Source organism: Streptomyces sp. NPDC014623, assembly GCF_043088245.1.
Taxonomy (GTDB): Bacteria; Actinomycetota; Actinomycetes; order Streptomycetales; family Streptomycetaceae; genus Streptomyces.
This window is the reverse complement of record NZ_JBIBZU010000006.1, coordinates 202,936-226,430: the sequence shown is the minus strand read 5'-3', so window position 1 is coordinate 226,430 and position 23,495 is coordinate 202,936. Positions and strand designations below refer to the sequence as shown.

Sequence of the window (23,495 nt, the reverse complement as noted above, 5' to 3'; positions counted from 1 at the left end):
CCGGGCCCGGCGCCCGCACACGGTCACCGCTGCGGCCGCACACCGCCCCCGCCTGCCGCACCACCCCCGGCCCTCACCGCGCTCGGCCACCGGGCGGCCGGGAACACCTGGCCGTGACGGGCCGGGCCGGGAGAGCCGGAGGGGCTGCCGGGCGGCGGACCTCCCGGCGGACAGCCCCACCGCCGTGACCGGCGGTGCCGGGAGGGACCGACTCGGTTCCGCCCCGGAAGTGCGAGGATGCCTGTATGGACATAGTCAGCAGGAACAACATCACGGTGGCGGGCCCCGAGGACGCACCGGTCCTCCTCCTGGCGCACGGGTTCGGCTGTGACCAGAACATGTGGCGACTGGTGGCACCCGCGCTGGCCGAGAACTTCCGCGTGGTGCAGTTCGACTACGTGGGATCGGGCCGCTCGGACCTCACGGCATGGAGCGAGACGCGCTACGGCGCCCTGGACGGCTACGCCCAGGACGTGGTGGAGATCTGCGAAGCCCTCGACCTGCGCGAGGTCCGGTTCGTCGGGCACTCGGTCAGCGCCATGGTCGGCGTACTCGCGGCGGCCGCGGCCCCGGACCGGATCACCTCACTGATCATGATCGGCCCCTCCCCGTGCTACGTCGACTCGCCCGGTTACCGGGGCGGATTCAGCGCCGAGGACATCGACGAACTCCTGGAATCCCTGGAGTCCAACTACCTCGGCTGGTCGGCGGCCATGGCGCCGGTCATCATGGGCAACCCCGAACGCCCCGAACTCGGCGAGGAACTGACCAACAGCTTCTGCGCCACCGACCCCGCCATCGCCCGGGTCTTCGCCCGGACCACCTTCCTCACCGACAGCCGCGACGACCTGAAGAAGGTGAACGTCCCCACCCTGGTCCTGGAGTGCACGCAGGACGTCATCGCCCCCCGGGAGGTGGGCGCGTACGTCCACAGCGTCATCCCGGGCAGCCGCCTGGTCACCCTGGACGCGACCGGCCACTGTCCTCAGCTGAGTGCCCCCGAAGCGACGGTGGCCGCCATCGCCGACTTCGTGGGAACCCAGCAGTGATGTGCCGCACCGGCCAGAGCTCCGACCGGCCGGAGGGCGAGGACACCGCCTCCACCGACGCGGCGTTCTCGGCCCTCCTGGAGGACAGCGCCGAGGAGCTCTACGACTCCGCTCCCTGCGGCTATCTGTCCACCCTCATGGACGGAACCATCGCGAAGATCAACACCACGCTGCTGACCTGGCTCGGCCGGGACCGCGAAGAGGTCGTGGGCCGCATGCGCTTCACCGACCTGCTGACCGTCGGCGGCAAGATCTACCACGACACCCACTTCGCACCCCTCCTGAGCATGCAGGGAAGCATCAACGGCATCGCCCTCGACATCAAGAAGGCCGAGGGCGGCCGGCTCCCCGTGCTCGTCAGCTCCCTCACGAAGACCGACAGCGACGGCCGGCCCATGCTGATCCGTACGACGGTGTTCGACGCCAGTGACCGGCGTTCCTACGAAAAGGAACTGCTCCGCGAGCGCAAGGCGGCCGAAGAGGCCCGCAGGCAGGCGGAGGAGGACCGCGAACGGCTGCAGGAAGCGCTCGCGGTGCTGCAGCAGAGCCTGCTCCCCGCGGCCCTCCCCCCGGTGCCGGGCATGGAAGCCGCCTCCCACTACCACACCGCCTCACCGGACCGTCTCGGCGGAGACTTCTACGACCTCTTCCCCCTGGACGGTGAACGCTGGGCCTTCTTCCTCGGCGACGTCTGCGGGAAGGGCCCCCAAGCCGCCGCCGTGACCTCCCTGACCCGTTACACCCTGAGGGCCGCCGCCCTCCACGACCCCGACCCCGTGGCTGCGCTGACCACTCTCAACACCGTCCTCCACGAGCGGTACGCCTCAGGCGACCCGCGCTACTGCACCGCCATCTTCGGCATCCTCGAACCCCACGGCGACACCGTCACGGTCGAACTCGCCTCCGGCGGCCACCCCCCGGCGCTCGTCCTGCGCCAGGACGGCCGGGCCGACTACCTCCCCACCCCCGGAGGACTCCTCGTCGGCATCCTGCCCACCGCCCGCTTCACCCCTGCCAGGACCACGCTCGCGGCGGGAGAGACCCTTCTGCTCTACACGGACGGTCTCACCGAGGCCCGGATCGGCGAGAAACGCGAACTGTTCGGGGACGAGGCCCTGCGCGACTTCGCGGCCGGCCTCCCCCACTCCGGCCCACAGCAGGTCGTCACAGCCCTCACCGGCCTGCTCAACGGCTTCGGCGACGGTCTGGACGACGACACCGCCCTGCTGGCCATCGGCGTACCCGCCGGCCGGCCCGACACAGCGAGCGACACCCTGACATGAGCCCACTGAGGACAACCGTCCGGAACACCCAGGCAGGCCCGGTGCTCACGGTCGCGGGAGATCTCGACTACAACACCGCCGACGAGCTCCGCCAGGTGGTGACAGACCTCACCCTCACGCCCGGCCAGCGGCTCGTGCTCGACCTCGGGCGCCTCGACTTCTGCGACTCCAGCGGCATCACCACCTTCATCGTCGCCCGCAACCACGCGACCGCCGCCCAGGCCGGCATAGTCCTCGTCGCCGTACCCGCCGCCGTCCTCCGTGTCCTTCGCGTCACCGGGCTCGACCAGGTCTTCCCGCACGAGCCGGGCCTGGACACACGCGACCGGGCTGCCGGCGGCTGACCGTACGCCCCGGACCCGGGCACCCCGCCGGACACCGGGCCCGGCGCTACTCCCCCACACCCGCAGCCGCACGCCCCGTCAGAGCCGCCAGCGAATTACGTACGTGCGCCATGTGCGCCTGCACCTCCTCGCGGCCCTCCTCGTGCTCCCGCAGGACCCGCTCCGTCTCCCGCGCCACACGCTCCTCCGCCATCCTGGCCCCCGTCAGCAGCTCCGCCGCACGCGCCTCCGCGTCCTCCTGGCCGTGCCGGGCCGCCTCCTCCGCCTCGGCGAGCTCCCGCCGCGCCCGCGCGAGCAACGCCTCCCCACGAGCGGCCAGCCCGGCCTCACGCTCCGCCGCCGCCGCCTCCGCCGCGGCGATCTCCGCCTCGGCCGCCTTGCCCCGCTCGGCATGCTCCTGCTCCTGATGCGCCAGCACACCCGCCGTACGCCGACGCGTCCCTTCCATCTCCGCCTCGGCCGCCCCACGCACCTCGGCAGCCTCCTGACGCGCCTCCTCCACCAGCGCCCCGGCAGCCTCCCGCGCGGCAGCCAGCACCTCCTCCGCACGGGCGTCCGCCGCAGCCCGCACAGCCCCCGCCCGCACACGCGCCGCCTCACGGACCTCCCGGCCCGCAGCATCCGCCGCGTCCCGCAGCGCCTGCGCCTCCTCCAGCGCCGCACCCCGCGCCGCCTCCGCCTCCTCCTCCGCCAGAGCCAGGATCTGCTGCGCCCGCTCACCCAGCGACTGATACGTCTGCGGCGCGAGCGAAGCCACCACCTCACCCAGCCGCGCCGCCTCCGCCGCCAGCTCCTCCGCCCGCACCGTCAGCCGGGCAAGCCTCTCCTCGGCCCCGTCCCGCTCCGCGGACAGCGCGGCCACCATGCGATCCACCTGCTCAGGGCGGTAACCACGCCCCCGTACACCGACAAAACCGTACGCGGACACCGGTCCACCACTCATTCCTGAAGCCCTCTTCCCACTCTCCGACGCCCCGGCCACCGATCAATACGTCAAGGATGCGGTAATTGGCCCGGAAGTCGGAATCGATCAGTTGAATTCAGGACGGAAGCGACCCGCGTCACAGCACCCCGCACAAAAGGCGCCCGCCCCCACCAGGGAACGAACGCCTCTCGTACACACCGCATCAGGCCCGGCCGGACCGGATCACAACAGCCCGTCCCACATCTGCTCCAGCAGAACCGACCACCAGCCCTCCGGCGACGCCAGCGCCGCCGGATCGATCGCCACCAGCTGCGCCTGGAAGTCCACCGTCCAACGGCCCGCCTGCTCCGGATTCAACCCGAACCGCAGCCGCCACATCCGGCCCAGCAACGCCATCGACCGCACGAACTCCGGCAGCCCCGTGTTCACGAACTGCGGAGGCACCGGCTGACCCCCCGGACCCGCCTCCACCGGTACGGCCACGATGTTCGCCGTCCCGTACTGCACACAGATCGCCCGGCCGAAGTCCGAACCCATCACCAGATAGGAACCCGCGTCCGGCGCCGGCTGCACCTGGCGCTGTACCGCGAGCTCCGCCAGCGTCGGCACCACCGGATGGCCCGGCTGCGCCCAGAAGAACGGCCCGAAATCAGCGGGCAGCCCCGCCCACACCAGCGTCCGCGCCACCACCTCCGGCACACCCTGACGAGACACCGCCCGCTGGTCGAAGCGCAGCAGACCAGGACCGAAGGCCCCGTGCAGCTCCTCCGCCAGCGCCTCCGGAGGCACCGCCGGCGCAGGCGGCATCTGCGGCAACGGCGCCCGCACCGGAGCGGGCCGCGCCGGACCGTCGGCCACCTGGTGCAGCTCACCCTGGTGCGTCAGCAGATGCCGCATGCCCTGCTGCCGGCTCGCATGGTCCGTGCCGTACGGCGCCACACTCGTGATCCGGACCTGCGGCCAGGTCTCCTGGATCATCCGCGCACAGTAACCGCCCGGAAGCTCACACGACTCCAGCTCCGTATGCAGTTCGATCACCTGCTGCGGCGGCACGTTCATCGCACGCAGCTCATGCAGCATCTGCCACTCCGGGTGCGGGGTACCCGGAGCCGAACGCCGGATCAGCTGCTGCTCACTGCCGTCGGCCGCACGGAACCGCAGCACGGCCTGATACCCCGGGCCCACCGTCGGTGGCCCCGGAGGCTGCTGCGGATAGCCGTACGCCCCGGGGGGCGGCGGAGTGTGCGGGCCACGGCCAGGCGTCCCGGAAGGAGGGCCGGGCGGACCGGGCGGACCGGGAGGGCCGGGCGGCTGCGGCGCGCCCGGGCCGACCTTCCCCGGCCCCGCCAGCATCGTCGCGGCATGGTGCACCCCGCCGCCCGGAGGCGGCGTCGCACCCGGAGGAGGGCCGGGCGGACCGGGAGGGGCAGGCGGCTGCGGCACACCCGGGGGCGGCGTCGCACCCGGAGCACCAGGAGGACCGGGGGGAGCAGGGGGCCCGGGCCGGCCCGGAGGACGCGGCGCGTTCGGGCCGCCGGTGCCCGCCTCGGCGAACATCGTCGCGGCATGGTGCACTCCGCCGCCCGGAGGCGGCGTCGCACCCGGAGGAGGGCCGGGCGGACCGGGAGGGGCAGGCGGCTGCGGCACACCCGGGGGCGGCGTCGCACCCGAAGTCGGCGCGTCCGGAGGACCGAGCTGCGAGACGAGCTGCGTCGGCACATAACCGCCCGCCGGCGCACCCGGCAGACCCGGCCCCGAAGGCGGCGGAGTCGCCCCCGGCGCACCGGGCGGCGGGGGAGGCGTCGCACCCGGCCTCCGCGCCCCTCCCGGCGGCGCCACGGCCTTGCCCGTCGTCGCGTCCGCGATGTCCCCCGCACCGGGCCCCTGAGCCGCAGGAGCCGGAACCCCCGGCGGCGGCGCCTGCGGGTCGAGCTCCGGAACGACCGCGGTCCGCGGCAGCTGACTGCCACCCGCCATCAACGCCGTGGGCGCCTCCGCCGCAACGACCGGCGGCGGATCCTCGTCATCGTCGGAGCCCGAGAGCGGCGGCGCGAACACCGTCGCCGGCAGCGGCACCCCGCCCTCGTCCGCACCCGCGTTCGTGTCCGTACCGGCCCAGGGAGTGCCACCGGCCGGCACCCCGTCGTTCGCCGTCGGCTCGTGATCCCGCTGCCCGCCGGCAACCGGCCACGCCGCCCCCGAATCAGCACCGCCCGGCACCGGCACGGAAGGAGAAGAGACAGAAGCGGACGAGGACGACGGCGCGGGTGCCGGATCGGAATCGGAAGAGGACGACGGCACGGCATCCGCGGGTGACGCCTCCGTCTCCGCACGCCGGTCCGGGATCCCCAGCTTGTCCGCCGCCTCCTGAAGCCACTCCGGCGGAGTCAGCAGGAACGACGTCTGATTCAGGTCAATGCGCTGCGGCGGTTCCGGCGCACTTCGCGCCTCCGCCGACGCCCCGTACTCCTCCTCGTACCGCCGGATCACCTCTCCCACCGGCAGCCCCGGCCACAACGTGGCCTCACCACTGTCCCGGGCGATCACCAGCCGCTGACGGCCCCCGTCGGAAACAGGACCCTCCGCCCTGTCCTCCGCCCACACCACAAAACCCAGCTCGAACTCACGAACCCGGACCTCACGGTGCTGATACGGGGGCACGTCACCGTTGACCCACTCATCCGCCCGCTCCTGCGCCTGCGCGAACGTCACCACCGCGCTCACCCCTCCACCGGGACGGCCCGAGCGAAGCCACCGTCCACCATCAGGTTCGCCACCGTCTCCAGCTCCGGCGGATTACCCGCGAGACGCTGAAGGAAAGCATCGAAGTCCTCACCGCACGGGAGCAGAAGCCGGTCCACCCGTTCCTGCACACCCCAGCCGTCCTGATCCCGCGCATCGTCGTACGCGCAGAACCACACCGACCCCACACCGTCACCGCGCACCTTCACCGCCAGGATGCCGCCCTGGACGAAGCCCACGCCCAGGAAGTCCTTCGTGAAGTGGTCCCGCAGACACTTGTTGACGTACACCAGATCATTCACAGCCGCTTCCTCACGCACCGTGAAGAACGGCTGGTCCACCAGCAGGCCCAGCTCCGCGTCCAACGCCGCACCCACCGGAGCCGAACCACCGGCCGCCTTCAGGAACGACCGGTACGCGCCCGGAAGCCGGTAGCCCAGATCCTCCTCGACACCCAGGACCTGCTGCTCACCGACCGCCACAGAGCCCTTCGGCAACCGGAAATGAGCAGGCCGGACCTCCTGGAGCGGCCGCGTACCACGACGGTTCTGATCCACCGGAGCCGTCGTCAGGCCCCCGTGATGACGCAACAGCGCCTTCACCTCGACCGGCACCAGTTCCATCCGCCGGCCACCCGCCACGTGATGCCACGTCCAGCCGTGCGGGGTGGCCACCGCCGGAATCGTGTCCCACAGCTCATGCCCGCTCGCCGCCAGTGCCGCGTTCGCCGACACGTAGTCCGTCAGCCGCAACTCATCCACACCGAACCCCGGAGGAGGATCCGCGATCTCCGCGGCCGCGCGCGCGTACGGCGAGAACACCGGATAACCGTCCCCGTCCACACGCACACCCCTGGGGTGACGGGACGCCCGGACAGGATCCGGGAAATGCACGACCTGCCCGGCGTAGGCCGCGTTCGGTGGCGCGGCTTGCTGCCCGAGCCGACCTGTCGTCATGGCGGTTGCCCCCTGCTGCGTCTGGTGTTCCGCACAGCCTATGCGGTGACGCAACAAGGCCCCCCGCCCCCACGCTCCCCCTCACCGAGCGTCACCGACGCGTGACGGACGCACGACGACCCGGCCGCCCGGCCGCGACACGTAAGCGCGTTTCACCCACCCCGCTTCCCCACCACCCTGCATATTTGGCAGGCTGTCCCCCGCAACTCGGGGGATTGCAGGGAGGGACACGAGCACCATGCACACAGCACAAACAGTCACACCCGGAGACCCGCGACTCAGCTGGAGCACCACCGAACCCAACCAGCCACCACACCTCCACCACCGCCGCGACGGCATCCTGCCCGCGGTGGCCGCAGCCCTGTCCGTACGCGGAGAGACACTCACCTGCACCGCGGGCAAAGGCGATCAGCCACCCGTCCTCCACCCCCTCGTGCAGGACTTCCTCGACACCCTCACCAGCAACCAGCGCGAACGCTTCACCGGGCGCTGCCCCGAAGCCATACTCCTGTCACGACAGCTCACCGCGGCCGACCGGAGCCGCTCCAAACGCGCCCAGCGCAAACCCCTCACCAACGGTGAAGCCCGCCGCGCCCTCAAGCACGCCCGCCTCACCGCCCGCCGCATCCGCGAGGACGGCGACCCCCTCCACGGCAGCTACGCACCCCCCTGCCGCTCCTGCACCGAGATGCTCGCCCACTTCGGCGTACGTCCCGTCGACCTCACCACAGGCGCGGCGACCACCGCCGAGAAGGGCTGAACACACCACCATGCACGACCGGACCGACGTACCCGGCCAGCAGAGCCGCACCTCCACCACCCGCTTCCCCGTCGCCGTCGACGCCGTACTCCGCGACGCCGGATGGCACCCCGGCCGCTGGAACATCCGCCAGGCCGAGGAGTGGGCCGACGCCCTGCGCTCCCACGCCTCCCCCGCCGGACACCGGCACGCCGTCTTCCCCGCAGCGGTCGAAGCCTGGGCCGAATTCGGCGGACTCCACCTCAGCCCCTCCGCGCCCGGCCGGCAGATCGCCACCACCACCACGCACATCGACCCGCTCCGCGGACTCCACCTCGCGCGCACACTCGGCGACCTCGGCCGCGCTCTCGCCACCGAAGTCGCCCCTCTCGGCGAAGAAGGCGACGGGCAAGCCGTCCTCGCCATCGACAACGAAGGCCGCGTCTACTCCATCGACCACACCGGCGACTGGTACCTCGGCTCCGACATCGACCGCGCCCTCGAAACCCTCATCACCGGAACACAGCCCGCCCGCCTCACGCCCGGCTGAGCACCCCCGCCCCGGGCACCCTCACGCCGCCCCGCCGTCCGGCAGGACCGCCGACACCCGGAAACCCCCCGCATCCGTCGGTCCCGACACGAACACGCCCCCCAGACCCAGCACCCGCTCCCGCATCCCCACCAGGCCGTTACCACCGCTCGGCAGCCCCGCGTCCGCCGTCGCACCGTCCGTCGGGCCGTTCTCCACCTGCATCGCGACCTCCGCCTCCCGATGCGCCAGCCGCACCCACGTCCTCGCACCCGCCGCATGCTTGTGCACGTTCGTCAACGCCTCCTGCACCACCCGGTACGCCGTCTGCTCCACCTCCGGCGCATACGGACGCAACTCCCCCTCCACGGACAACTCCACCGTCATCCCCGCCTCACGGGACTGCGCCACCAGCGCCTCCACCTCACGCAACCGCGGCCCGTCCTCCACCGCCGCAGCCGCAGCCGCCGCCCGCCCCACCGAGGCGAGCGGCACCCGCCCCGCCTGCGAAACCACCGGAGCGTCCCCGCTCCGCAGCACCCCGAGCATCTCCCGCAGCTCCGTCAGCGCCTGCCGGCCCATGTCCCCCACCAGCGCCGCGTTCCGCACCGCCTTCGCCGCGTCCTTCGGCGCCACCGCCTGCAGCGCCGCCGCATGCACCACCATCAGGCTCACCCGGTGCGCCACCACGTCGTGCATCTCCCGCGCGATCCGGGTCCGCTCCTCCGTCCGCGCCCACTCGGCCCGCTCCTCCGCCCGGTCCGCCAGCAGCGACAGCTCCCGCTCCAGCGAATCCGCGCGCTCACGCAGGCTCTCCATCAGCCTGCGCCTGGCCCCGACGTAGAGGCCGAGGAGCACCGGGGGTGCCGTCAGCCCCAGCGACATGAAGAGGGACACCCCGGGGACGTACCAGACGGCCTCCCCGTAATCACTCACGCTCTGCCGCAGCCGCACGTACGACACGATGAACGTGCCGACGAACGTCATCCCCGTCAGCGCGACCGTGATCCTGCGCGGCACCTCCGAGGCCGCCAGGGTGTACAGCCCGACGATCTCCATCAGGAAGCCCATCTCGGCCGGCGTCGTCGCGATCGACACCAGCACCACGGCGATCGGCCAGCGCCTGCGCAGCACCAGCACCGACCCCGCCAGCAGCCCGAAGAGCACCCCGAGCGGCACCGGCAGCCCGGTCTCCCCGGCGAACGCCACCCCCTCCAGCGCACACTCCAGCGCCGAGACCAGCGCCAGCCCCACGTCCAGGGCGGCACCGCGCCGCCGCCCCCACCACCAGTAGCCGCGGGTGGTCGGACCCGCCGCCTCCCGGTCTGCCCCCGTTGCGGTCATGGCATCCAGCCTACGGGCGGGCGCATCCCGATTTCCGGGGACTCCGTCAGCACGGAAAACAACCGGTCGTACCGCAAACAGGGATAGACCGCATGATCCGGTGAATCGACCACGCTTTCGACCCGAATATCCGCATTCCGGATGAAGCTGTTCGTATGACGCACGCCACGGGCGAGTACGCGGACTTCGAGGGGCTACGCGAGCAGGCGGTCGCGCTGCGGCGGGAGGGTTTGAGCCGGCGCCAGATCCGCGACCGACTGCGCGTCGACAACAACGACGTCCTGAACCGGCTACTGGACGGCGGGCCGGCGCCGGAGTGGACGAGCCGTCCTCGCGCGATGGACGGCCTGCGCGCGAAGGCACGAGAGCTGCGGCTCCGCGGCATGACCTACGACCAGATCCAGATGGAGCCGGGGTGCCCGAAAGGTTCGATCTCGCTGTGGGTACGGGACCCGCCGAAGCCCGAACGCAAGCGCACCACCGAACAGGCCTCCGAGATCGCGCGCCGCGGCTGGGAAGCAACTCTTCAGCGGCGCGACGCCGAACGGGTACGTACGAAGAAGGCGGCAGAGGGTGAGATCGGTTCGCTGAGCCCACGTGAACTCTTCCTGGTGGGCGTGGCCTCTACCGGTCGGAGGGATCCAGGTCGAAGCCTCACCGATCTCAGGAGGGGCCGCCTTCGTCAACAGCGACCCAGACATGATCACGGTCCATCTCGCATGGCTGCACCTCTTGGGCGTACCGCCGGAACACCTTCGTTTCCACGCGCTCATCCACGAGACCGCCGATGCCGCAGTTGCGGAGCGCTACTGGGCCGATCTCACAGGCGCCGCCGCCTCGGCGTTCGGGAAGACTTCGCTCGGAAGACACCCCCGAAGACGAATCGCAAGAACACAGGAAAGGGTTACCAGGGGTGTCCTGCGGTCCGGGTTCTGAAAAGTGCGGACCTGTACCGTCGCATCGAGGGCTGGTGGTGCGGCATAGTAGGGGCTGCGAAATGCGTCGATCAAGAAAATCGGACATGACGCCACAGACCCTCCCGGGTCGTCTAATGGCAGGACAAATGGTTTTGGTCCATTGAATGAGGGTTCGATTCCTTCCCCGGGAGCCGTGCGCGCGGGCCCCGACCTCACCGGTCGGGGCCCGCGCTCGTTTCGGGCATAAACGCCCCCGGTATCCTGCGGGTGTCCACCACCCGAAGCCGAAGGGCACATCCGTGAGCGCCACCCCCCCGGCAGCCGTCGTCGTCCTCGCAGCGGGTGAGGGCACCCGCATGAAGTCGAAGACCCCCAAGGTCCTGCACGAGATCTCCGGGCGCTCGCTCGTCGGACATGTCGTCGCCGCCGCCCGTGAGCTCGACCCCCAGCACCTCGTCGTGGTCGTCGGCCACGCCGGCGAGCAGGTCACCGCGCACCTCTCCGCCGGAGACACTCCCGTACGCACCGCCTACCAGGCCGAGCAGAACGGCACCGGCCATGCGGTCCGGGTGGGCCTGGAGGAGCTCGGCGGCACCGTCGACGGCACCGTGATCGTCGTCTGCGGCGACACCCCGCTGCTCTCGGGCGGGACGCTCTCCGCACTCGCCGCCACGCACGTCGCCGACTCGAACGCCGTCACCGTGCTGACCGCCGAGGTCCCGGACTCCACCGGTTACGGCCGGATCGTCCGCGACGCGGCCACCGGCGCCGTCACCGAGATCGTCGAGCACAAGGACGCCACGGACGCGCAGCGCGCGATCCGTGAGATCAACTCCGGTGTCTTCGCCTTCGACGGACGGCTCCTGGGCGAGGCGCTCGGGAAGGTGCGTACGGACAACAGCCAGGGCGAGGAGTACCTCACCGATGTGCTGTCGATCCTGCGCGAGGCCGGGCACCGCGTGGGCGCTTCGGTGGCGGGCGACCACCGGGAGATCCTGGGCATCAACAACCGGCTCCAGCTGGCGGAGGCCAGGCGGCTGCTCAACGAGCGGCTGCTGGAGCGCGCCATGCTGGCGGGCGTGACGGTCATGGACCCCGCGTCGACGCTGATCGACGCGTCGGTGACGTACGAGCGTGACGCGATCGTGCACCCGGGGACCCAGCTGCTGGGGTCGACGCATCTCGCGGAGGACGCGGAGGTCGGCCCGAACTCCCGGCTGAAGGACACCGTCGTGCACGCGGGCGCGCGGGTGGACAACACGGTCTCGGACAGCGCCGAGGTGGGCCCCGGCGCGTCGGTGGGGCCGTTCGCGTACCTGCGGCCGGGTACACGGCTGGGTGCGAAGTCCAAGGCGGGTACGTACGTCGAGATGAAGAACGCGACGATCGGTGAGGGCACGAAGGTGCCGCACCTGAGCTATGTCGGGGACGCGACGATCGGCGATCACACCAACATCGGTGCGGCGAGCGTGTTCGTGAACTACGACGGGGTGGCCAAGCACCACACCACGATCGGGTCTCACTGCCGGACCGGGTCGGACAATATGTTTGTGGCGCCTGTCACGGTCGGGGACGGTGTCTACACGGCGGCCGGTTCGGTCATCACGAAGGACGTGCCGGCGGGTTCGCTGGCCGTCGCCCGGGGCCAGCAGCGGAATATCGAGGGCTGGGTCGCCCGGAAGCGTCCCGGGAGCGCGGCCGCGCAGGCGGCTCAGGCCGCCGCTCAGGAGCCCGGCCACGAAAGCTGACCGGAAACAGGCGCGCCGGACTCGGCGTACCGTGATACGTGCTCACCCATTTCGGCTGGCTCGTCGCACATCGGGACACATGCGCGCGGCGCCAGATACACGTCTGAGGAGACTGTGCTGTGACCGGGATCAAGACGACCGGCGAGAAGAAACTGATGCTCTTCTCCGGCCGCGCCCACCCCGAGCTGGCCGAGGAGGTCGCACATCAGCTGGGTGTCGGCCTCGTGCCGACGAAGGCCTTCGATTTCGCCAACGGTGAGATCTACGTGCGTTTCCAGGAGTCCGCCCGTGGCGCCGACTGCTTCCTGATCCAGAGCCACACGGCTCCGATCAACAAGTGGATCATGGAGCAGCTGATCATGCTGGACGCGCTGAAGCGCGCGTCGGCACGGTCGATCACGGTGATCGTGCCGTTCTACGGTTACGCCCGCCAGGACAAGAAGCACCGGGGCCGTGAGCCGATCTCGGCGCGCATGGTCGCGGACCTGATGAAGACGGCGGGCGCGGACCGCATTCTGACCGTGGATCTGCACACGGACCAGATCCAGGGCTTCTTCGACGGTCCGGTGGACCACCTGTTCGCGCTGCCGATCCTGGCGGACTACGTGGGCGCCAAGGTGGACCGCTCGAAGCTGACGGTCGTCTCTCCGGACGCCGGCCGGGTGCGTGTGGCCGACCGCTGGTGCGACCGGCTGGACGCGCCGCTGGCGATCGTGCACAAGCGCCGCGACAAGGACGTGCCGAATCAGGTCAGCGTCCACGAGGTCGTGGGCAACGTCGAGGGCCGGGTGTGTGTGCTGGTCGACGACATGATCGACACGGGTGGCACGATCTGTGCCGCTGCGGACGCCCTGTTCGCCCATGGTGCCGAGGACGTCATAGTGACGGCCACGCACGGTGTGCTGTCGGGTCCGGCCGCGGATCGCCTGAAGAACTCGAAGGTGAGCGAGTTCGTGTTCACGGACACGCTGCCGACGCCGGGTGAGCTGGAGATCGACAAGATCACGGTGCTGTCGATCGCGCCGACGATCGCGCGTGCGGTGCGTGAGGTGTTCGAGGACGGTTCGGTGACGAGCCTCTTCGAGGAGCAGGAGTGACCGCCTTCGGGTGATCGACTTTGGGTGCGGCCTCTCCGCCGGGTAGACTTGTGAAGTTGCTCGGCGAGGGAGGCCGTTTCTCATGCGCAGGCATGGGGCCGGTGGTCCGTTATCGACGCGCTCTTCGTAGCAGGCCTGTCGTGGGCCGGGTGACCATCGGTTTTTCGTCACCTTACGAGGAGTGCAGCATGGCTGAGATCAAGCTCGACGCAACGGTCCGTACGGAGTTCGGCAAGGGCGCTGCCCGTCGTACCCGTCGCGCCAACCTGGTTCCCGGGGTCGTCTACGGCCACGGTGCTGAGCCGGTTCACATCAACCTGCCGGGCCACGACCTGCTTCTGGCTCTGCGCACGGCCAACGTCCTGATCGGTCTGGAGATCGACGGCAAGGACGCCCTGGTGATCCCGAAGGCCGTGCAGCGCAACGCCCTCAAGGGCCACATCGAGCACGTCGACCTGCTGACCGTGAAGCGCGGCGAGAAGGTCAACGTCGAGATCGCGGTGCACGTCGAGGGTGACCTGGCGCCGGGTGCCAACCTGCTCGAGTACGTGCAGAACACGCTGCTCGTCGAGGCCGAGGCCACGCACATCCCCGAGTCCGTGACCGTGTCGATCGCGGGCCTGGACGCCGGCGACTCGATCCTCGCGAAGGACGTTCCGCTTCCCAAGGGCTCGGTGCTGGCGGGCGACGAGGACGCCGTGGTGCTCCAGGTCGTCTCGGCGCAGGCCGAGGAGTCGGCCGAGGGCGCCGAGGGCGAAGGTGCCGAGGCCTGAGCCTCGCCCCACCTGCTTGACTGACGGGGTGGTGGTTCCCTTCCGGGGAGCCGCCGCCCCGTTTCCCTGTCATCACTGGTCCGTACGCGAGGAGACCGAGCGCAGATGTCCGACGTCACCGACCCCTGGCTGATCGTGGGCCTCGGCAATCCCGGGCCCGAGTACGCGGCGAACCGGCACAACGTGGGTTTCATGGTGGCCGATCTGCTGGCGGAGCGGATCGGTGGGAAGTTCAAGCGGGCGCAGAAGGCGCAGGCGCAGGTCCTGGAGGGGCGGATCGGTCCGCCGGGGCCGTCGAGCCGTCGTGTGGTGCTGGCGAAACCGATGTCGTACATGAATCTCTCGGGCGGCCCGGTGACGGCACTGCGTGATTTCTACAAGGTTCCCACGGACCACGTCGTGGCCGTCCACGACGAGTTGGACATCGATTTCGGCATGCTGCGGCTGAAGCTGGGCGGCGGCGACAACGGGCACAACGGGCTGAAGTCGATGACGAAGGCGATGGGGCCGGACTACCACCGGGTGCGCTTCGGTATCGGCCGGCCGCCGGGGCGGATGCAGGTCGCCGACTTCGTGCTGAAGGACTTCTCGTCCGCGGAGCGCAAGGAGCTCGCGTACCTGGTGGACCGGTCGGCGGACGCGGTGGAGTCCTTGCTGGCGGAGGGGCTGGAGCGGGCTCAGTCCACGTACAACTCCTGACATTCGTGCCGCTCCTCGGGTGTTTTCCGGCCGTAGGTTGACCGTTGGCAGGACTCTGCCCAAGGATCGGCCCCCATGAAGCGGAGTTCCTCCCACCGGCTGGTGGCTCATGGCCGTACGTTCGCCGCGGGCTGTGTCGTCCTGTTGTTGCTGGCCGCGGGTGTGTGGTCGTCGTGGGCCGGCGCGCACCACGTCGTCCTGGCCAAGGGCCGTGAGCACGGGACGATGGTGGTGACGGCGTGTGGTGAGGACGCGTGTACGGGGTCGTTCGTGCCGGACGCGGATGCGCAGGGGCGTCCGGTGGTGACGATCGAGCGGTCCGTCGCGGTGGAGGAGGGGGATCGTCTCCCCGTCGTGGTGAAACCCGGGTCCGGGGATGTCGTGCGTACCGGGACTGCGGGCTTTCTGCATGCCTGGGTGCCGCTGGGTGGCGCGCTGGTGCTCGCGGCCCCGGTGATCGGTGGCGGCATGCGGCTGACGCGGACCGCGTGGGGGGCGGGGATCGCGGGTGCGGCCCTGCTGACGGCGACGTTCGTCGCCCTCTGACGGGGCCGCACCCGTTCGGTCCTGCCGTGTGCGGGTCAGCCGGTGTTACGGAGGCCCGCCGCCACGCCGTTGACGGTGAGCAGCAGGGCGCGGGCGAGGAGCGGGTCGGCTTCCTCGCCGCGTTCGGCCGCCTGGCGCTGGCGGGCGAGCAGGGACACCTGGAGGTAGGAGATGGGGTCCAGGTAGGCGTCGCGGATGGCGAAGGTCTGCTGGAGCACCGGGCTGGTGCCGAGGAGTTCCTTGCTGCCGGTGACCTTGAGGACTTCCCTGACGGTGAGTTCGTGTTCGGCCTGGATGACGTCGAAGACGTGCTTGAGCTCGTCGGGGACGAGGGTGTCGACGTAGTGCCGGGCGATGCGCAGGTCGGTCTTGGCCAGGGTCATCTCGACGTTGGAGAGGAAGTTCTTGAAGAAGTGCCACTGGTCGTGCATTTCTTCGAGGACGTTGCCGAGGCCGGCTTCGCGGAGGGCCTTGAGGCCGGAGCCGACGCCGAACCAGCCGGGCACGATCTGCCGTGACTGGGTCCAGCCGAAGACCCACGGGATGGCGCGCAGGCCGTCGAGCGAGACGCCCGAGCCGGGGCGGCGGGAGGGCCGCGAGCCCAGGTGCAGGTCGGCGAGCTGGTCCACCGGGGTGGAGGCGAGGAAGTACGCGGGCAGGTCGGGGTCTTCGACGAGCTTGCGGTAGGCGGCGTGGGCGGCGTCGGAGACGGTGTCCATGGCCGCGTCCCAGCGGGCGAGCGCCTCGTCGGACTGGCGGGGCGCGGTGTGCAGGGCGGAGGCCTGGAGGGTGGCCGCGACGGTCAGCTCCAGATTCTCGCGTGCCAGTGCCGGGATGAGGTACTTGTCGGAGATGACCTCGCCCTGCTCGGTCACCTTGATCTCGCCCTCGAGTGTGCCCCAGGGCTGGGCGAGGATCGCGTCGTGGGAGGGGCCGCCACCGCGGCCGACGGTGCCGCCGCGGCCGTGGAAGAGACGCAGGCGTACGCCGTAGCGGTGGGCGACGTCGCGGAGCCGGCGCTGGGCGCGGTGGATCTCCCACTGGGAGGTGGTGATGCCGCCGAACTTGGAGGAGTCGGAGTAGCCGAGCATGACCTCCTGGACGTCGCCCCGGAGCGAGACGAGACGGCGGTAGGAGGGGTCGGCGAGCATCTCGTCGAGGATGACGTCGGCGGCGCGGAGCTCGTCGGTGGTCTCCAGGAGCGGGACGATACCGATCTTGGCCCAGCCGCCATGGAGGTCGATGAGTCCGGCTTCGCGGGCGAGGACGGCGGCGGCGAAGACGTCGTCGGCGCCCTGGCACATCGAGATGATGTAGGACTCGATGACTTCGGGGCCGAAGCGTTCGAAGGCCTGCCTGATGGTGTGGAAGACGCCGAGGGTCTTCTCACCGTCGGCGTCGAGCGGTGCCGGGGTGGGCGCGAGGGGGCGGCGGGAGCGGAGTTCCTTGGCGAGGAGCTTCTGCCGGTAGTCGCGGGGCATGTCGGCGTAGCGCCAGGACTCCTCGCCGAGGCGGTCGAAGAGCTGGCCGAGGGCGTGGTGGTGGGCGTCGGCGTGTTCGCGGACGTCCATGGTGGCGAGCTGCAGGCCGAAGGCGGACAGCGTGCGGATGGTGCGGTCCATGCGGCCGTCGGCGAAGAGTCCGCCGCGGTGTTCGCGCAGGGAGGTCTGGATGAGCACGAGGTCGGCGATGAGTTCGGCGGTGCCGAGGTAGTCGCAGCCGGGGCGGTGGGGTGTGCCGGCGGCGAGGCGCTCGCGGGTGTTGACGAGCTTCTGGCGGATGCAGGTGGCCTTGAGCCGGTAGGGCTCCTCGGCGTTCAGCCGCTTGTAGCGGGGACTGATCTCGGGGAGTCGTTCCAGGTCGGCCTGGAGGGAGGTGAGGAGCTCGTCGGTGGCTCCGGTGTAGCGGATGGAGTTGGAGAGGAGTCCGCGGAGGTAGTCGACGAGTTCGAGGGCGTCGGTGATGCCGTGCTCGTGCTGGAGGATGAGCACGTCCCAGGTGACGGCGGGCGTCACGTTGGGGTTGCCGTCGCGGTCGCCGCCGATCCAGGTGCCGAAGGTGAGGGGGCGGGTGCCGGCGGGGAGTTCGACGCCGACGCGTTCCAGCTCGGCGGCGAGGTCCTCGAGGACGTCGCCGACGGCGTCGGCGTGCAGTTCGTCGAGGTAGTAGATGGCGTTGCGGGCTTCGTCGGCGGGCTCGGGGCGTACGACACGGAGCTCGTCGGTCTGCCAGATGAGGTCGATGTTCTCGGCGAGCCTCAGGTCGTGGCGCCGGCGGTCGGCCTCGATGACGGGGGTGTCGAGGAGCTCGGCGATGCGGCGGAGCTTGTTCAGCACGGAGCGCCGTGCGGCCTCGGTGGGGTGTGCGGTGAAGACGGGCCGTACGTTGAGGTTCTTGACCGTCTCGCGCAGGTGTTCGGGGTCGGCGTCCTTGAGGCGGTCGGCGGTGCGGGCGAGGAGCCCGCCTTCGGCGGACCGGCGGTCGCGCATCTCGTGGGCGCGGTGGACCTGCTCGGTGACGTTGGCGAGGTGGAAGTAGGTGGAGAAGGCACGCACGAGCTGTGCGGCGGTCTCCAGGTCCGTGTCGCCGAGGAGCTCGGCTGCCGCCTCGCCGTCGGTGCGGGTCAGGGCGCGGACGCGCTCGACGAGGTCGAGGAGGTCCTGGCCCTCCTGCCGTACGAGGGTCTCGCCCAGAAGGTCGCCGAGGCGGCGGATGTCGGCCCGCAGTTCGGTGCTGGCGGCAGGGGTCTGGTCGGCACTGCTCACAGTGTGCGGCTCCTTGCAGTGGTTGAGCACGTCTGTCAGGGGGGCCGGGGCGCTCGCGGTGCTGACGGGTCACCCCGGATGTGCAGAGTGCGGACCGCGCTGTCCGACGCACCCAGGATAGGTGTCCCGGCCTGCGGTGTGCTCGTTGCCCTGCGGGGTGGGCGGAATCCGGGGTAGACGGGGGGTGAGGCCCCCTCCGCGCGAGGGGCCTCGCGGCGGTGTTCTCGTGCCGTGTCGTGTTTCGCTGCCATACTTACGATGCCGTAGGTTACGGAACCGTAGCCCGTTCATACCGTCATATTTCCTCACCTCACGGGGGACCCCCAATGCCCACCAGCCCCGATGTGATCGACGACGGCCTGCCGGCGGCAGGCGACCCTGTACCCCCCTCCGCCACGCTCGGCGGTGACAAGAAACGTTCGGTCGAGCAGATCGCGCTGCTGCTGTTCATCGTGGTGCCGTTCGCGGCCCTGGTCGCGGCGGTACCGCTGGCCTGGGGCCGCGGTGTCAGCTGGCTCGACCTCGGTCTGCTGGTCGTCATGTACTACTGGGGCTGCCACGGCGTGACGATCGGCTTCCACCGCTACTTCACGCACGGCTCGTTCAAGGCGAAGCGCCCGCTCCGCATCGCCCTGGCCGTCGCGGGTTCGATGGCGGTGGAGGGCCCGCTGGTGCGCTGGGTGGCCGACCACCGCAAGCACCACCGGTTCTCCGACGCCGAGGGCGACCCGCATTCGCCGTGGCGGTTCGGCGAGGATCTCCCGGCGCTGCTGAAGGGTCTGTGGTGGGCCCACATCGGCTGGATGTTCAACGAGGAGCAGACGCCGCAGCAGAAGTACGCCCCGGACCTGGTCAGGGACCCGGCGATGCGTGCGATCTCGCGTCACTTCCTCAGCTTCACGATTCTTTCGCTGGCGATCCCGCCGCTGGTCGGCGGCCTGGTCACGATGTCGTGGTGGGGTGCGTTCACGGCCTTCTTCTGGGGTTCGCTGGTCCGTGTCGCGCTGCTGCACCACGTGACGTGGTCGATCAACTCGATCTGTCACGCCGTCGGCAAGCGGCCCTTCAAGTCCCGCGACAGGTCCGGGAACGTGTGGTGGCTGGCGGTGCTCTCGTGCGGCGAGTCCTGGCACAACCTGCACCACGCGGACCCGACGAGCGCACGCCACGGGGTGATGAGGGGGCAGATCGACTCCAGCGCCCGGCTGATCCGCTGGTTCGAACAGCTGGGCTGGGCACACGACGTCCGGTGGCCGGACGCCTCCCGTATCGCCGCCCGGCGCAAGCGCCCGGCCGCCGACCCTGCATGATTGACGGCGTGGCGACCGATGGAAGCACAAGCGGCGAGAAGAACGTGCCTGCCCCCACCCGACGGGCCCGGCGGGTGCGGATGACGGGCAAGGAGCGCCGCGAGCAGCTCCTGGACATCGGGCGCGCCCTGTTCGCCGACAAGGGCTTTGAAGGCACCTCGGTGGAGGAGATCGCGGCGCGCGCCGGGGTCTCCAAGCCGGTGGTCTACGAGCACTTCGGCGGCAAGGAGGGCCTGTACGCCGTCGTGGTCGACCGCGAGATGCGCCAGCTGCTGGACCTGGTGACGGGGGCGCTCACGGCGGGCCATCCCCGTGAGCTGCTGGAGCAGGCGGCGTTCGCGCTGCTCGACTACATCGACACGTACACGGACGGGTTCCGGATCCTGGTCCGGGACTCCCCGGTCGCGCAGTCCACGGGCACCTTCGCGTCGCTGATCAGCGACATCGCGACGCAGGTCGAGGACATTCTGGGGCTGGAGTTCAAGGCCCGGGGCTTCGACCCGAAGCTGGCCCCGCTGTACGCGCAGGCCCTGGTCGGGATGGTGGCGCTGACCGGGCAGTGGTGGCTGGACGTGCGGAAGCCGAAGAAGGCCGAGGTCGCGGCCCATCTGGTGAACCTGGCGTGGCACGGGCTGGAGAACCTGGAGTCGAAGCCGCGGCTGATAGGCCACCGGAAGAGCTGATCCGCCTCGGTGGGCGTGTGATCACCCGTTGTGATGACGAAGCCGTGAAGCGGGCCCTCTCTGTGGTGGTGCAGGACCGGAGTCCCGTCCATGGGAGGAACCATGACCGCCGAGCCGATCACCGGGCGCAGCAGCCGCCGGCCGGTGCCGCCGCAGGACGGATACACCGTGGACGACCTGTTCACGCGGCCCGGTCTCCCGCCGCACACGGAACTGCTCGACGGAAGCCTGGTTTTCGTGAGTCCGCAGCGTGATTTCCACAGCACGATGATCGACCTTCTGGTGACCGGACTCCGGCACGGCGCGCCGCCGTACCTGAAGGCGCGCCGCGAGATGACGGTGGTCCTCGACCGGCGCGACGCCCCGGAACCCGATGATCTGTGTCGTCCGGGCGGAAGCGGTCACCGGACGCGAGCCCACCCGCTTCGAGGCGGCGGACGTACTCCTCGCCGTCGAGGTGGTCTCCCCCGGCTCCGAGGCCCGCGACGCCAAGCCGCAGAAGTACGCCGCGGCCGGCATCCCGGACTTCTGGCTGGTCGAGATGGCCGGGAGTGACCGGCATCCGGTGGTGCGGGTCTACGAGCTGGATCCCGTGAACAAGACGTACGCCCTTACGGGCATCCGTCACGACCGGCTGAAGACAGGGGTTCCGTTCCCCCTCGGCCTGGACATCTCGCCGGAGGCCCTGGACGCGCTGTGACGTCCGGCCGGGGCGCTCATCCGGCGGTGCGGACCACCGCGAAGATCCGGCGGAACGGGAAGACCGTGCCGTGCGGACCGGCCGGGTAGGCGGTGCGCAGCAGGTCGCGGTATTCGGCGAGGAAGGCGTCACCGGCGCCGGGGGCGTCGGCGAGGGCGTCGAGGAGAGGACGCAGACCGGTGCCCTTGACCCAGTCGAGGACGGGGTCCTCGCCCTGGAGCAGGTGCAGGTAGGTGGTCTCCCAGACGTCCACGGTGCGGCCGGGTGCGGTGAGGTGTTCCAGGTAGCCGACGGGGGTGTGCACGGCGTCGCCGTGGCGCAAGAGGCCGCCGAGGCGGTCGTGCCAGCGGGGGGACCCGGCCAGTTCGCGCATGAGGGTGTGGCTGGGGGCGTCGAAGTTGCCGGGGACCTGGAAGGCGAGCGTCCCGCCGGGGGTGAGGGCGTCCAGCCAGTGGGGAAAGCGGGCGGCGTGGCCGGGGACCCATTGCAGCAGGGCGTTGGAGACGATGAGGTCGTACGTCTCGGCGGGCACCCAGGTGCCGGCGTCGGCCTCGGCGAAATCGAGGCGGGGTCCGGCGTGGGTCCGGGCGCGTTCGAGCATCTGCGGGGAGCTGTCGTAGCCGGTGATGCGGGCGCCGGGCCAGCGTTCCGCGAGGAGGGCGGTGACGTTGCCCGCGCCGCAGCCGAGGTCGGCGATCCGGGGCGCGGGTCCGTGCGGCAGGGGGCCGATCCGGGCCAGGAGGTCGTGGAAGGGGCGGGTGCGGTGGTCCGCATGACGGAGGTACTGCCCCGGATCCCAGATGGGTGCTGTCATGAGGGCAGGATCACCGGCAAAGTCTCTTGATGTCAAGACACTCGAATTCAAGAGACTTCATGTCGAGGGACCCTCTACACTGATCGACATGGAGGACGAGGTCGACCGGCTGGTCGCTGCATGGCGCCGCGAGCGCCCTGACCTCGACGTGGAACCACTCGAGGTCCTGAGCCGCGTCTCCCGCCTGGCCCGGCACCTGGACCGGGCCCGCAGGATCGCCTTCGCCGAGCACCAGCTGGAGCCCTGGGAGTTCGACGTCCTGACGTCGCTGCGCCGGGCCGGCGCCCCGTACCAGCTCTCCCCCGGCCAGCTCCTCACCCAGACACTGGTCACCTCGGGCACGATGACGAACCGTATCGACCGGCTGACCAAGAAGAATCTGGTGGAACGGCTGCCCGACCCGAGTGACCGCCGCGGCGTCCTGGTCCGGCTGACCGCCCTGGGCCGCGACAAGGCCGACCAGTCGCTGGCCGGGCTGCTCGCCCAGGAGCGGGCCATCCTGGGGGAGCTCTCCCGTCAGCAGCGCTCCGAACTGGCCGGGCTGCTACGCCGGCTGACCGCCCCGTTCGACAACGTCCCCGGTTAGCACGGCAGGGCCCACCCCGGCCCGCCGGGCCAGCGCCACGGCCGCCAGGGTCGAGTGCACCCCCAGCTTCCCCAGCACGTTCTGCATGTGGGTGCGCACCGTGTGCGGGGACAGGAAGAGCCGCTCCGCGACCGCTTTGCGGCCCAGGCCCGCCACCATGCAGCGCAGCACCTCGCGCTCGCGCGGCGTCAGCGACTCGACGAGCTGCTCGCTCTCGGTCCGGTGCTTACGGGCCGCCGTCAGCTCCCGCAGGACTCCGGTCAGCAGGGCGGCCGGCAGATGCGTCTCGTCGCGCAGCACGCCCCGTACGACCGTCAGCAGGCGTTGCAGCGAACAGTCCTTGGCGACCCAGCCCGAGGCTCCGGCCTGCAGCGCCGTCGCGGCCCGGCGCGGGTCGTCCCTCTCGGCGAGCACCACCGTCCGGATGTGCGGCTGGCTCGCACGCACCTCGGCCACCAGGGAGAGGCCGTCCACCGGGCCACGGCCGCCGCCCGCGGCCTCCGGTGCGCCGCGCGGCGCGGGAGCGGGGCGGGCACCGCCCGCGGCGAGTACGCCCAGCTCGGCGTCGACGAGCATCACGTCGTAGCGGCGCCCCTCGGCGGTCGCACGCTCCAGACAGCGCAGCGCCGCGGGACCGCTGCCCGCCGCGGACACGTCGACGTCCGGTTCGGCCGCGAGCGCCGCGGCGAGGGACTCGGCAAAGATGCGGTGGTCGTCGACCACCAGAACCCGGATACGAGCCACAGACACCCCCACGCTGTGTGAGCTCCTGGGGTGCCCCGTACCTGACGGGCCCCGACGAGGACGGGCCGCGGCGGACACGACGCCCGGAACCCTCAGGTGAATCGCAGGCGCACGGCCGCCGCCGCGTGCCGGCCACCACCCGCCCCGGGCGTCGCATCCGACTGTCTCGTCCCCTGAAACGACACCGGCCCCCACCGGTGCT

The 23,495-nt window shown here is 70.9% G+C and carries 20 protein-coding genes, 1 tRNA gene and 2 pseudogenes; 16 read left to right on the top strand and 7 right to left on the bottom strand.

What is annotated here, in order from left to right:
- Positions 1–245 precede the first annotated feature (245 nt).
- From ACF1FZ_RS13190 to ACF1FZ_RS13180, 3 genes are read left to right on the top strand one after another with little or no spacing between them, the layout of a single operon-like run.
- Positions 246–1,049 carry an alpha/beta fold hydrolase gene (locus tag ACF1FZ_RS13190; protein WP_391773460.1) on the top strand — a complete coding sequence of 268 codons (804 nt, stop codon included), beginning with the start codon at positions 246–248 and terminating at the stop codon, positions 1,047–1,049.
- Positions 1,049–2,332, top strand: a complete 1,284-nt coding sequence (locus ACF1FZ_RS13185; RefSeq protein ID WP_391773459.1) for a PP2C family protein-serine/threonine phosphatase — start codon at positions 1,049–1,051, stop codon at positions 2,330–2,332. The genes ACF1FZ_RS13190 and ACF1FZ_RS13185 overlap by 1 nt, the downstream gene beginning before the upstream one ends.
- Positions 2,329–2,676, top strand: coding sequence for an STAS domain-containing protein (locus tag ACF1FZ_RS13180; RefSeq protein ID WP_391773458.1), 348 nt, complete (start codon positions 2,329–2,331; stop codon positions 2,674–2,676). Before ACF1FZ_RS13185 ends, ACF1FZ_RS13180 begins: the two co-directional genes overlap by 4 nt.
- Positions 2,677–2,722: 46 nt before the next feature.
- Here the strand turns inward: ACF1FZ_RS13180 and ACF1FZ_RS13175 are convergent, their stop codons facing one another.
- From ACF1FZ_RS13175 to ACF1FZ_RS13165, 3 genes are all read right to left on the bottom strand, one after another.
- Positions 2,723–3,619: a cellulose-binding protein gene (locus tag ACF1FZ_RS13175; protein ID WP_391773457.1), complete on the bottom strand. Its 897-nt coding sequence runs from the start codon at positions 3,617–3,619 to the stop codon at positions 2,723–2,725.
- Positions 3,620–3,823: 204 nt separating this feature from the next.
- Entirely contained in the window at positions 3,824–6,316 is a 2,493-nt protein-coding gene (locus ACF1FZ_RS13170; RefSeq protein WP_391773456.1) for an SUKH-4 family immunity protein, read from the bottom strand.
- A 5-nt stretch (positions 6,317–6,321) separates the two neighbouring features.
- Complete coding sequence (locus tag ACF1FZ_RS13165) at positions 6,322–7,299, bottom strand: SMI1/KNR4 family protein (protein ID WP_391773455.1); 978 nt, start codon at positions 7,297–7,299, stop codon at positions 6,322–6,324.
- 238 nt (positions 7,300–7,537) lie between these two features.
- Between ACF1FZ_RS13165 and ACF1FZ_RS13160 the strand changes: the two genes are divergently transcribed.
- A complete protein-coding gene (locus tag ACF1FZ_RS13160) occupies positions 7,538–8,059 on the top strand; it encodes a YwqJ-related putative deaminase (protein WP_391773454.1) in 522 nt (173 codons plus the stop codon).
- A 10-nt stretch (positions 8,060–8,069) separates the two neighbouring features.
- Entirely contained in the window at positions 8,070–8,588 is a 519-nt protein-coding gene (locus ACF1FZ_RS13155; protein ID WP_391773453.1) for an SUKH-3 domain-containing protein, read from the top strand.
- A gap of 21 nt (positions 8,589–8,609) precedes the next feature.
- Here ACF1FZ_RS13155 and ACF1FZ_RS13150 read toward each other — a convergent pair whose 3' ends face one another.
- Positions 8,610–9,911, bottom strand: a complete 1,302-nt coding sequence (locus ACF1FZ_RS13150; RefSeq protein ID WP_391773452.1) for a sensor histidine kinase — start codon at positions 9,909–9,911, stop codon at positions 8,610–8,612.
- Between the two features lie 155 nt (positions 9,912–10,066).
- Between ACF1FZ_RS13150 and ACF1FZ_RS13145 the strand changes: the two are divergent.
- The 7 genes and pseudogenes from ACF1FZ_RS13145 (at position 10,067) to ACF1FZ_RS13115 (ending at position 15,691) form a co-directional block, all read left to right on the top strand.
- Positions 10,067–10,936 (top strand): annotated as a pseudogene (locus tag ACF1FZ_RS13145) (hypothetical protein).
- A gap of 12 nt (positions 10,937–10,948) precedes the next feature.
- Positions 10,949–11,019: transfer RNA gene (locus tag ACF1FZ_RS13140), tRNA-Gln, on the top strand.
- A 108-nt stretch (positions 11,020–11,127) separates the two neighbouring features.
- The gene (gene glmU, locus ACF1FZ_RS13135) at positions 11,128–12,576 is read left to right on the top strand and encodes a bifunctional UDP-N-acetylglucosamine diphosphorylase/glucosamine-1-phosphate N-acetyltransferase GlmU (RefSeq protein WP_391773451.1); all 1,449 of its coding nucleotides are present in this window, start codon (positions 11,128–11,130) and stop codon (positions 12,574–12,576) included.
- A gap of 119 nt (positions 12,577–12,695) precedes the next feature.
- The gene (locus tag ACF1FZ_RS13130) at positions 12,696–13,673 is read left to right on the top strand and encodes a ribose-phosphate diphosphokinase (RefSeq protein ID WP_391773450.1); all 978 of its coding nucleotides are present in this window, start codon (positions 12,696–12,698) and stop codon (positions 13,671–13,673) included.
- Positions 13,674–13,861: 188 nt separating this feature from the next.
- Positions 13,862–14,446 carry a 50S ribosomal protein L25/general stress protein Ctc gene (locus tag ACF1FZ_RS13125; protein ID WP_391773449.1) on the top strand — a complete coding sequence of 195 codons (585 nt, stop codon included), beginning with the start codon at positions 13,862–13,864 and terminating at the stop codon, positions 14,444–14,446.
- Positions 14,447–14,551: 105 nt separating this feature from the next.
- Positions 14,552–15,145, top strand: coding sequence for an aminoacyl-tRNA hydrolase (gene pth / locus ACF1FZ_RS13120; protein WP_391773448.1), 594 nt, complete (start codon positions 14,552–14,554; stop codon positions 15,143–15,145).
- 75 nt (positions 15,146–15,220) lie between these two features.
- Positions 15,221–15,691 (top strand): hypothetical protein, encoded by a 471-nt coding sequence (locus ACF1FZ_RS13115; RefSeq protein ID WP_391773447.1) that lies wholly within the window; start codon positions 15,221–15,223, stop codon positions 15,689–15,691.
- A 35-nt stretch (positions 15,692–15,726) separates the two neighbouring features.
- Here the strand turns inward: ACF1FZ_RS13115 and ppc are convergent, their stop codons facing one another.
- Positions 15,727–18,456: a phosphoenolpyruvate carboxylase gene (gene ppc, locus ACF1FZ_RS13110; protein WP_391773446.1), complete on the bottom strand. Its 2,730-nt coding sequence runs from the start codon at positions 18,454–18,456 to the stop codon at positions 15,727–15,729.
- Positions 18,457–18,782: 326 nt separating this feature from the next.
- Here ppc and ACF1FZ_RS13105 point away from each other — a divergent pair, with 326 nt between their 5' ends.
- The 3 genes and pseudogenes from ACF1FZ_RS13105 to ACF1FZ_RS13095 all read left to right on the top strand — a co-directional run bounded on the left by ACF1FZ_RS13105 (position 18,783) and on the right by ACF1FZ_RS13095 (position 21,149).
- A complete protein-coding gene (locus ACF1FZ_RS13105) occupies positions 18,783–19,766 on the top strand; it encodes an acyl-CoA desaturase (protein ID WP_391773445.1) in 984 nt (327 codons plus the stop codon).
- Positions 19,763–20,449: a TetR family transcriptional regulator gene (locus tag ACF1FZ_RS13100; RefSeq protein ID WP_391773444.1), complete on the top strand. Its 687-nt coding sequence runs from the start codon at positions 19,763–19,765 to the stop codon at positions 20,447–20,449. Before ACF1FZ_RS13105 ends, ACF1FZ_RS13100 begins: the two co-directional genes overlap by 4 nt.
- Before the next feature lie 102 nt (positions 20,450–20,551).
- A pseudogene (locus ACF1FZ_RS13095) lies at positions 20,552–21,149 on the top strand (Uma2 family endonuclease).
- Between the two features lie 16 nt (positions 21,150–21,165).
- Here the strand turns inward: ACF1FZ_RS13095 and ACF1FZ_RS13090 are convergent.
- Positions 21,166–21,963 (bottom strand): trans-aconitate 2-methyltransferase, encoded by a 798-nt coding sequence (locus tag ACF1FZ_RS13090; protein ID WP_391773443.1) that lies wholly within the window; start codon positions 21,961–21,963, stop codon positions 21,166–21,168.
- Positions 21,964–22,051: 88 nt separating this feature from the next.
- Here ACF1FZ_RS13090 and ACF1FZ_RS13085 point away from each other — a divergent pair, with 88 nt between their 5' ends.
- A complete protein-coding gene (locus tag ACF1FZ_RS13085; protein WP_391773442.1) occupies positions 22,052–22,549 on the top strand; it encodes a MarR family winged helix-turn-helix transcriptional regulator in 498 nt (165 codons plus the stop codon).
- Here ACF1FZ_RS13085 and ACF1FZ_RS13080 read toward each other — a convergent pair.
- Positions 22,508–23,305, bottom strand: a complete 798-nt coding sequence (locus ACF1FZ_RS13080) for a LuxR C-terminal-related transcriptional regulator (RefSeq protein ID WP_391773441.1) — start codon at positions 23,303–23,305, stop codon at positions 22,508–22,510. The two genes, ACF1FZ_RS13085 and ACF1FZ_RS13080, sit on opposite strands and share 42 nt — an antisense overlap.
- Positions 23,306–23,495: the final 190 nt, after the last annotated feature.

Bases quoted from the DNA above. Each gene is read 5' to 3' on its own strand.
- ACF1FZ_RS13155 (WP_391773453.1), top strand. From the start codon at position 8,070: ATGCACGACCGGACCGACGTACCCGGCCAGCAGAGCCGCACCTCCACC.
- ACF1FZ_RS13115 (WP_391773447.1), top strand. From the start codon at position 15,221: ATGAAGCGGAGTTCCTCCCACCGGCTGGTGGCTCATGGCCGTACGTTC.
- ACF1FZ_RS13175 (WP_391773457.1), bottom strand. From the start codon at position 3,619: ATGAGTGGTGGACCGGTGTCCGCGTACGGTTTTGTCGGTGTACGGGGG.
- ACF1FZ_RS13180 (WP_391773458.1), top strand. From the start codon at position 2,329: ATGAGCCCACTGAGGACAACCGTCCGGAACACCCAGGCAGGCCCGGTG.
- ACF1FZ_RS13105 (WP_391773445.1), top strand. From the start codon at position 18,783: ATGCCCACCAGCCCCGATGTGATCGACGACGGCCTGCCGGCGGCAGGC.
- ACF1FZ_RS13185 (WP_391773459.1), top strand. From the start codon at position 1,049: ATGTGCCGCACCGGCCAGAGCTCCGACCGGCCGGAGGGCGAGGACACC.
- ACF1FZ_RS13190 (WP_391773460.1), top strand. From the start codon at position 246: ATGGACATAGTCAGCAGGAACAACATCACGGTGGCGGGCCCCGAGGAC.
- ACF1FZ_RS13090 (WP_391773443.1), bottom strand. From the start codon at position 21,963: ATGACAGCACCCATCTGGGATCCGGGGCAGTACCTCCGTCATGCGGAC.
- ACF1FZ_RS13085 (WP_391773442.1), top strand. From the start codon at position 22,052: ATGGAGGACGAGGTCGACCGGCTGGTCGCTGCATGGCGCCGCGAGCGC.
- ACF1FZ_RS13160 (WP_391773454.1), top strand. From the start codon at position 7,538: ATGCACACAGCACAAACAGTCACACCCGGAGACCCGCGACTCAGCTGG.
- ACF1FZ_RS13125 (WP_391773449.1), top strand. From the start codon at position 13,862: ATGGCTGAGATCAAGCTCGACGCAACGGTCCGTACGGAGTTCGGCAAG.
- ACF1FZ_RS13150 (WP_391773452.1), bottom strand. From the start codon at position 9,911: ATGACCGCAACGGGGGCAGACCGGGAGGCGGCGGGTCCGACCACCCGC.
- pth (WP_391773448.1), top strand. From the start codon at position 14,552: ATGTCCGACGTCACCGACCCCTGGCTGATCGTGGGCCTCGGCAATCCC.
- ACF1FZ_RS13165 (WP_391773455.1), bottom strand. From the start codon at position 7,299: ATGACGACAGGTCGGCTCGGGCAGCAAGCCGCGCCACCGAACGCGGCC.
- ACF1FZ_RS13100 (WP_391773444.1), top strand. From the start codon at position 19,763: ATGATTGACGGCGTGGCGACCGATGGAAGCACAAGCGGCGAGAAGAAC.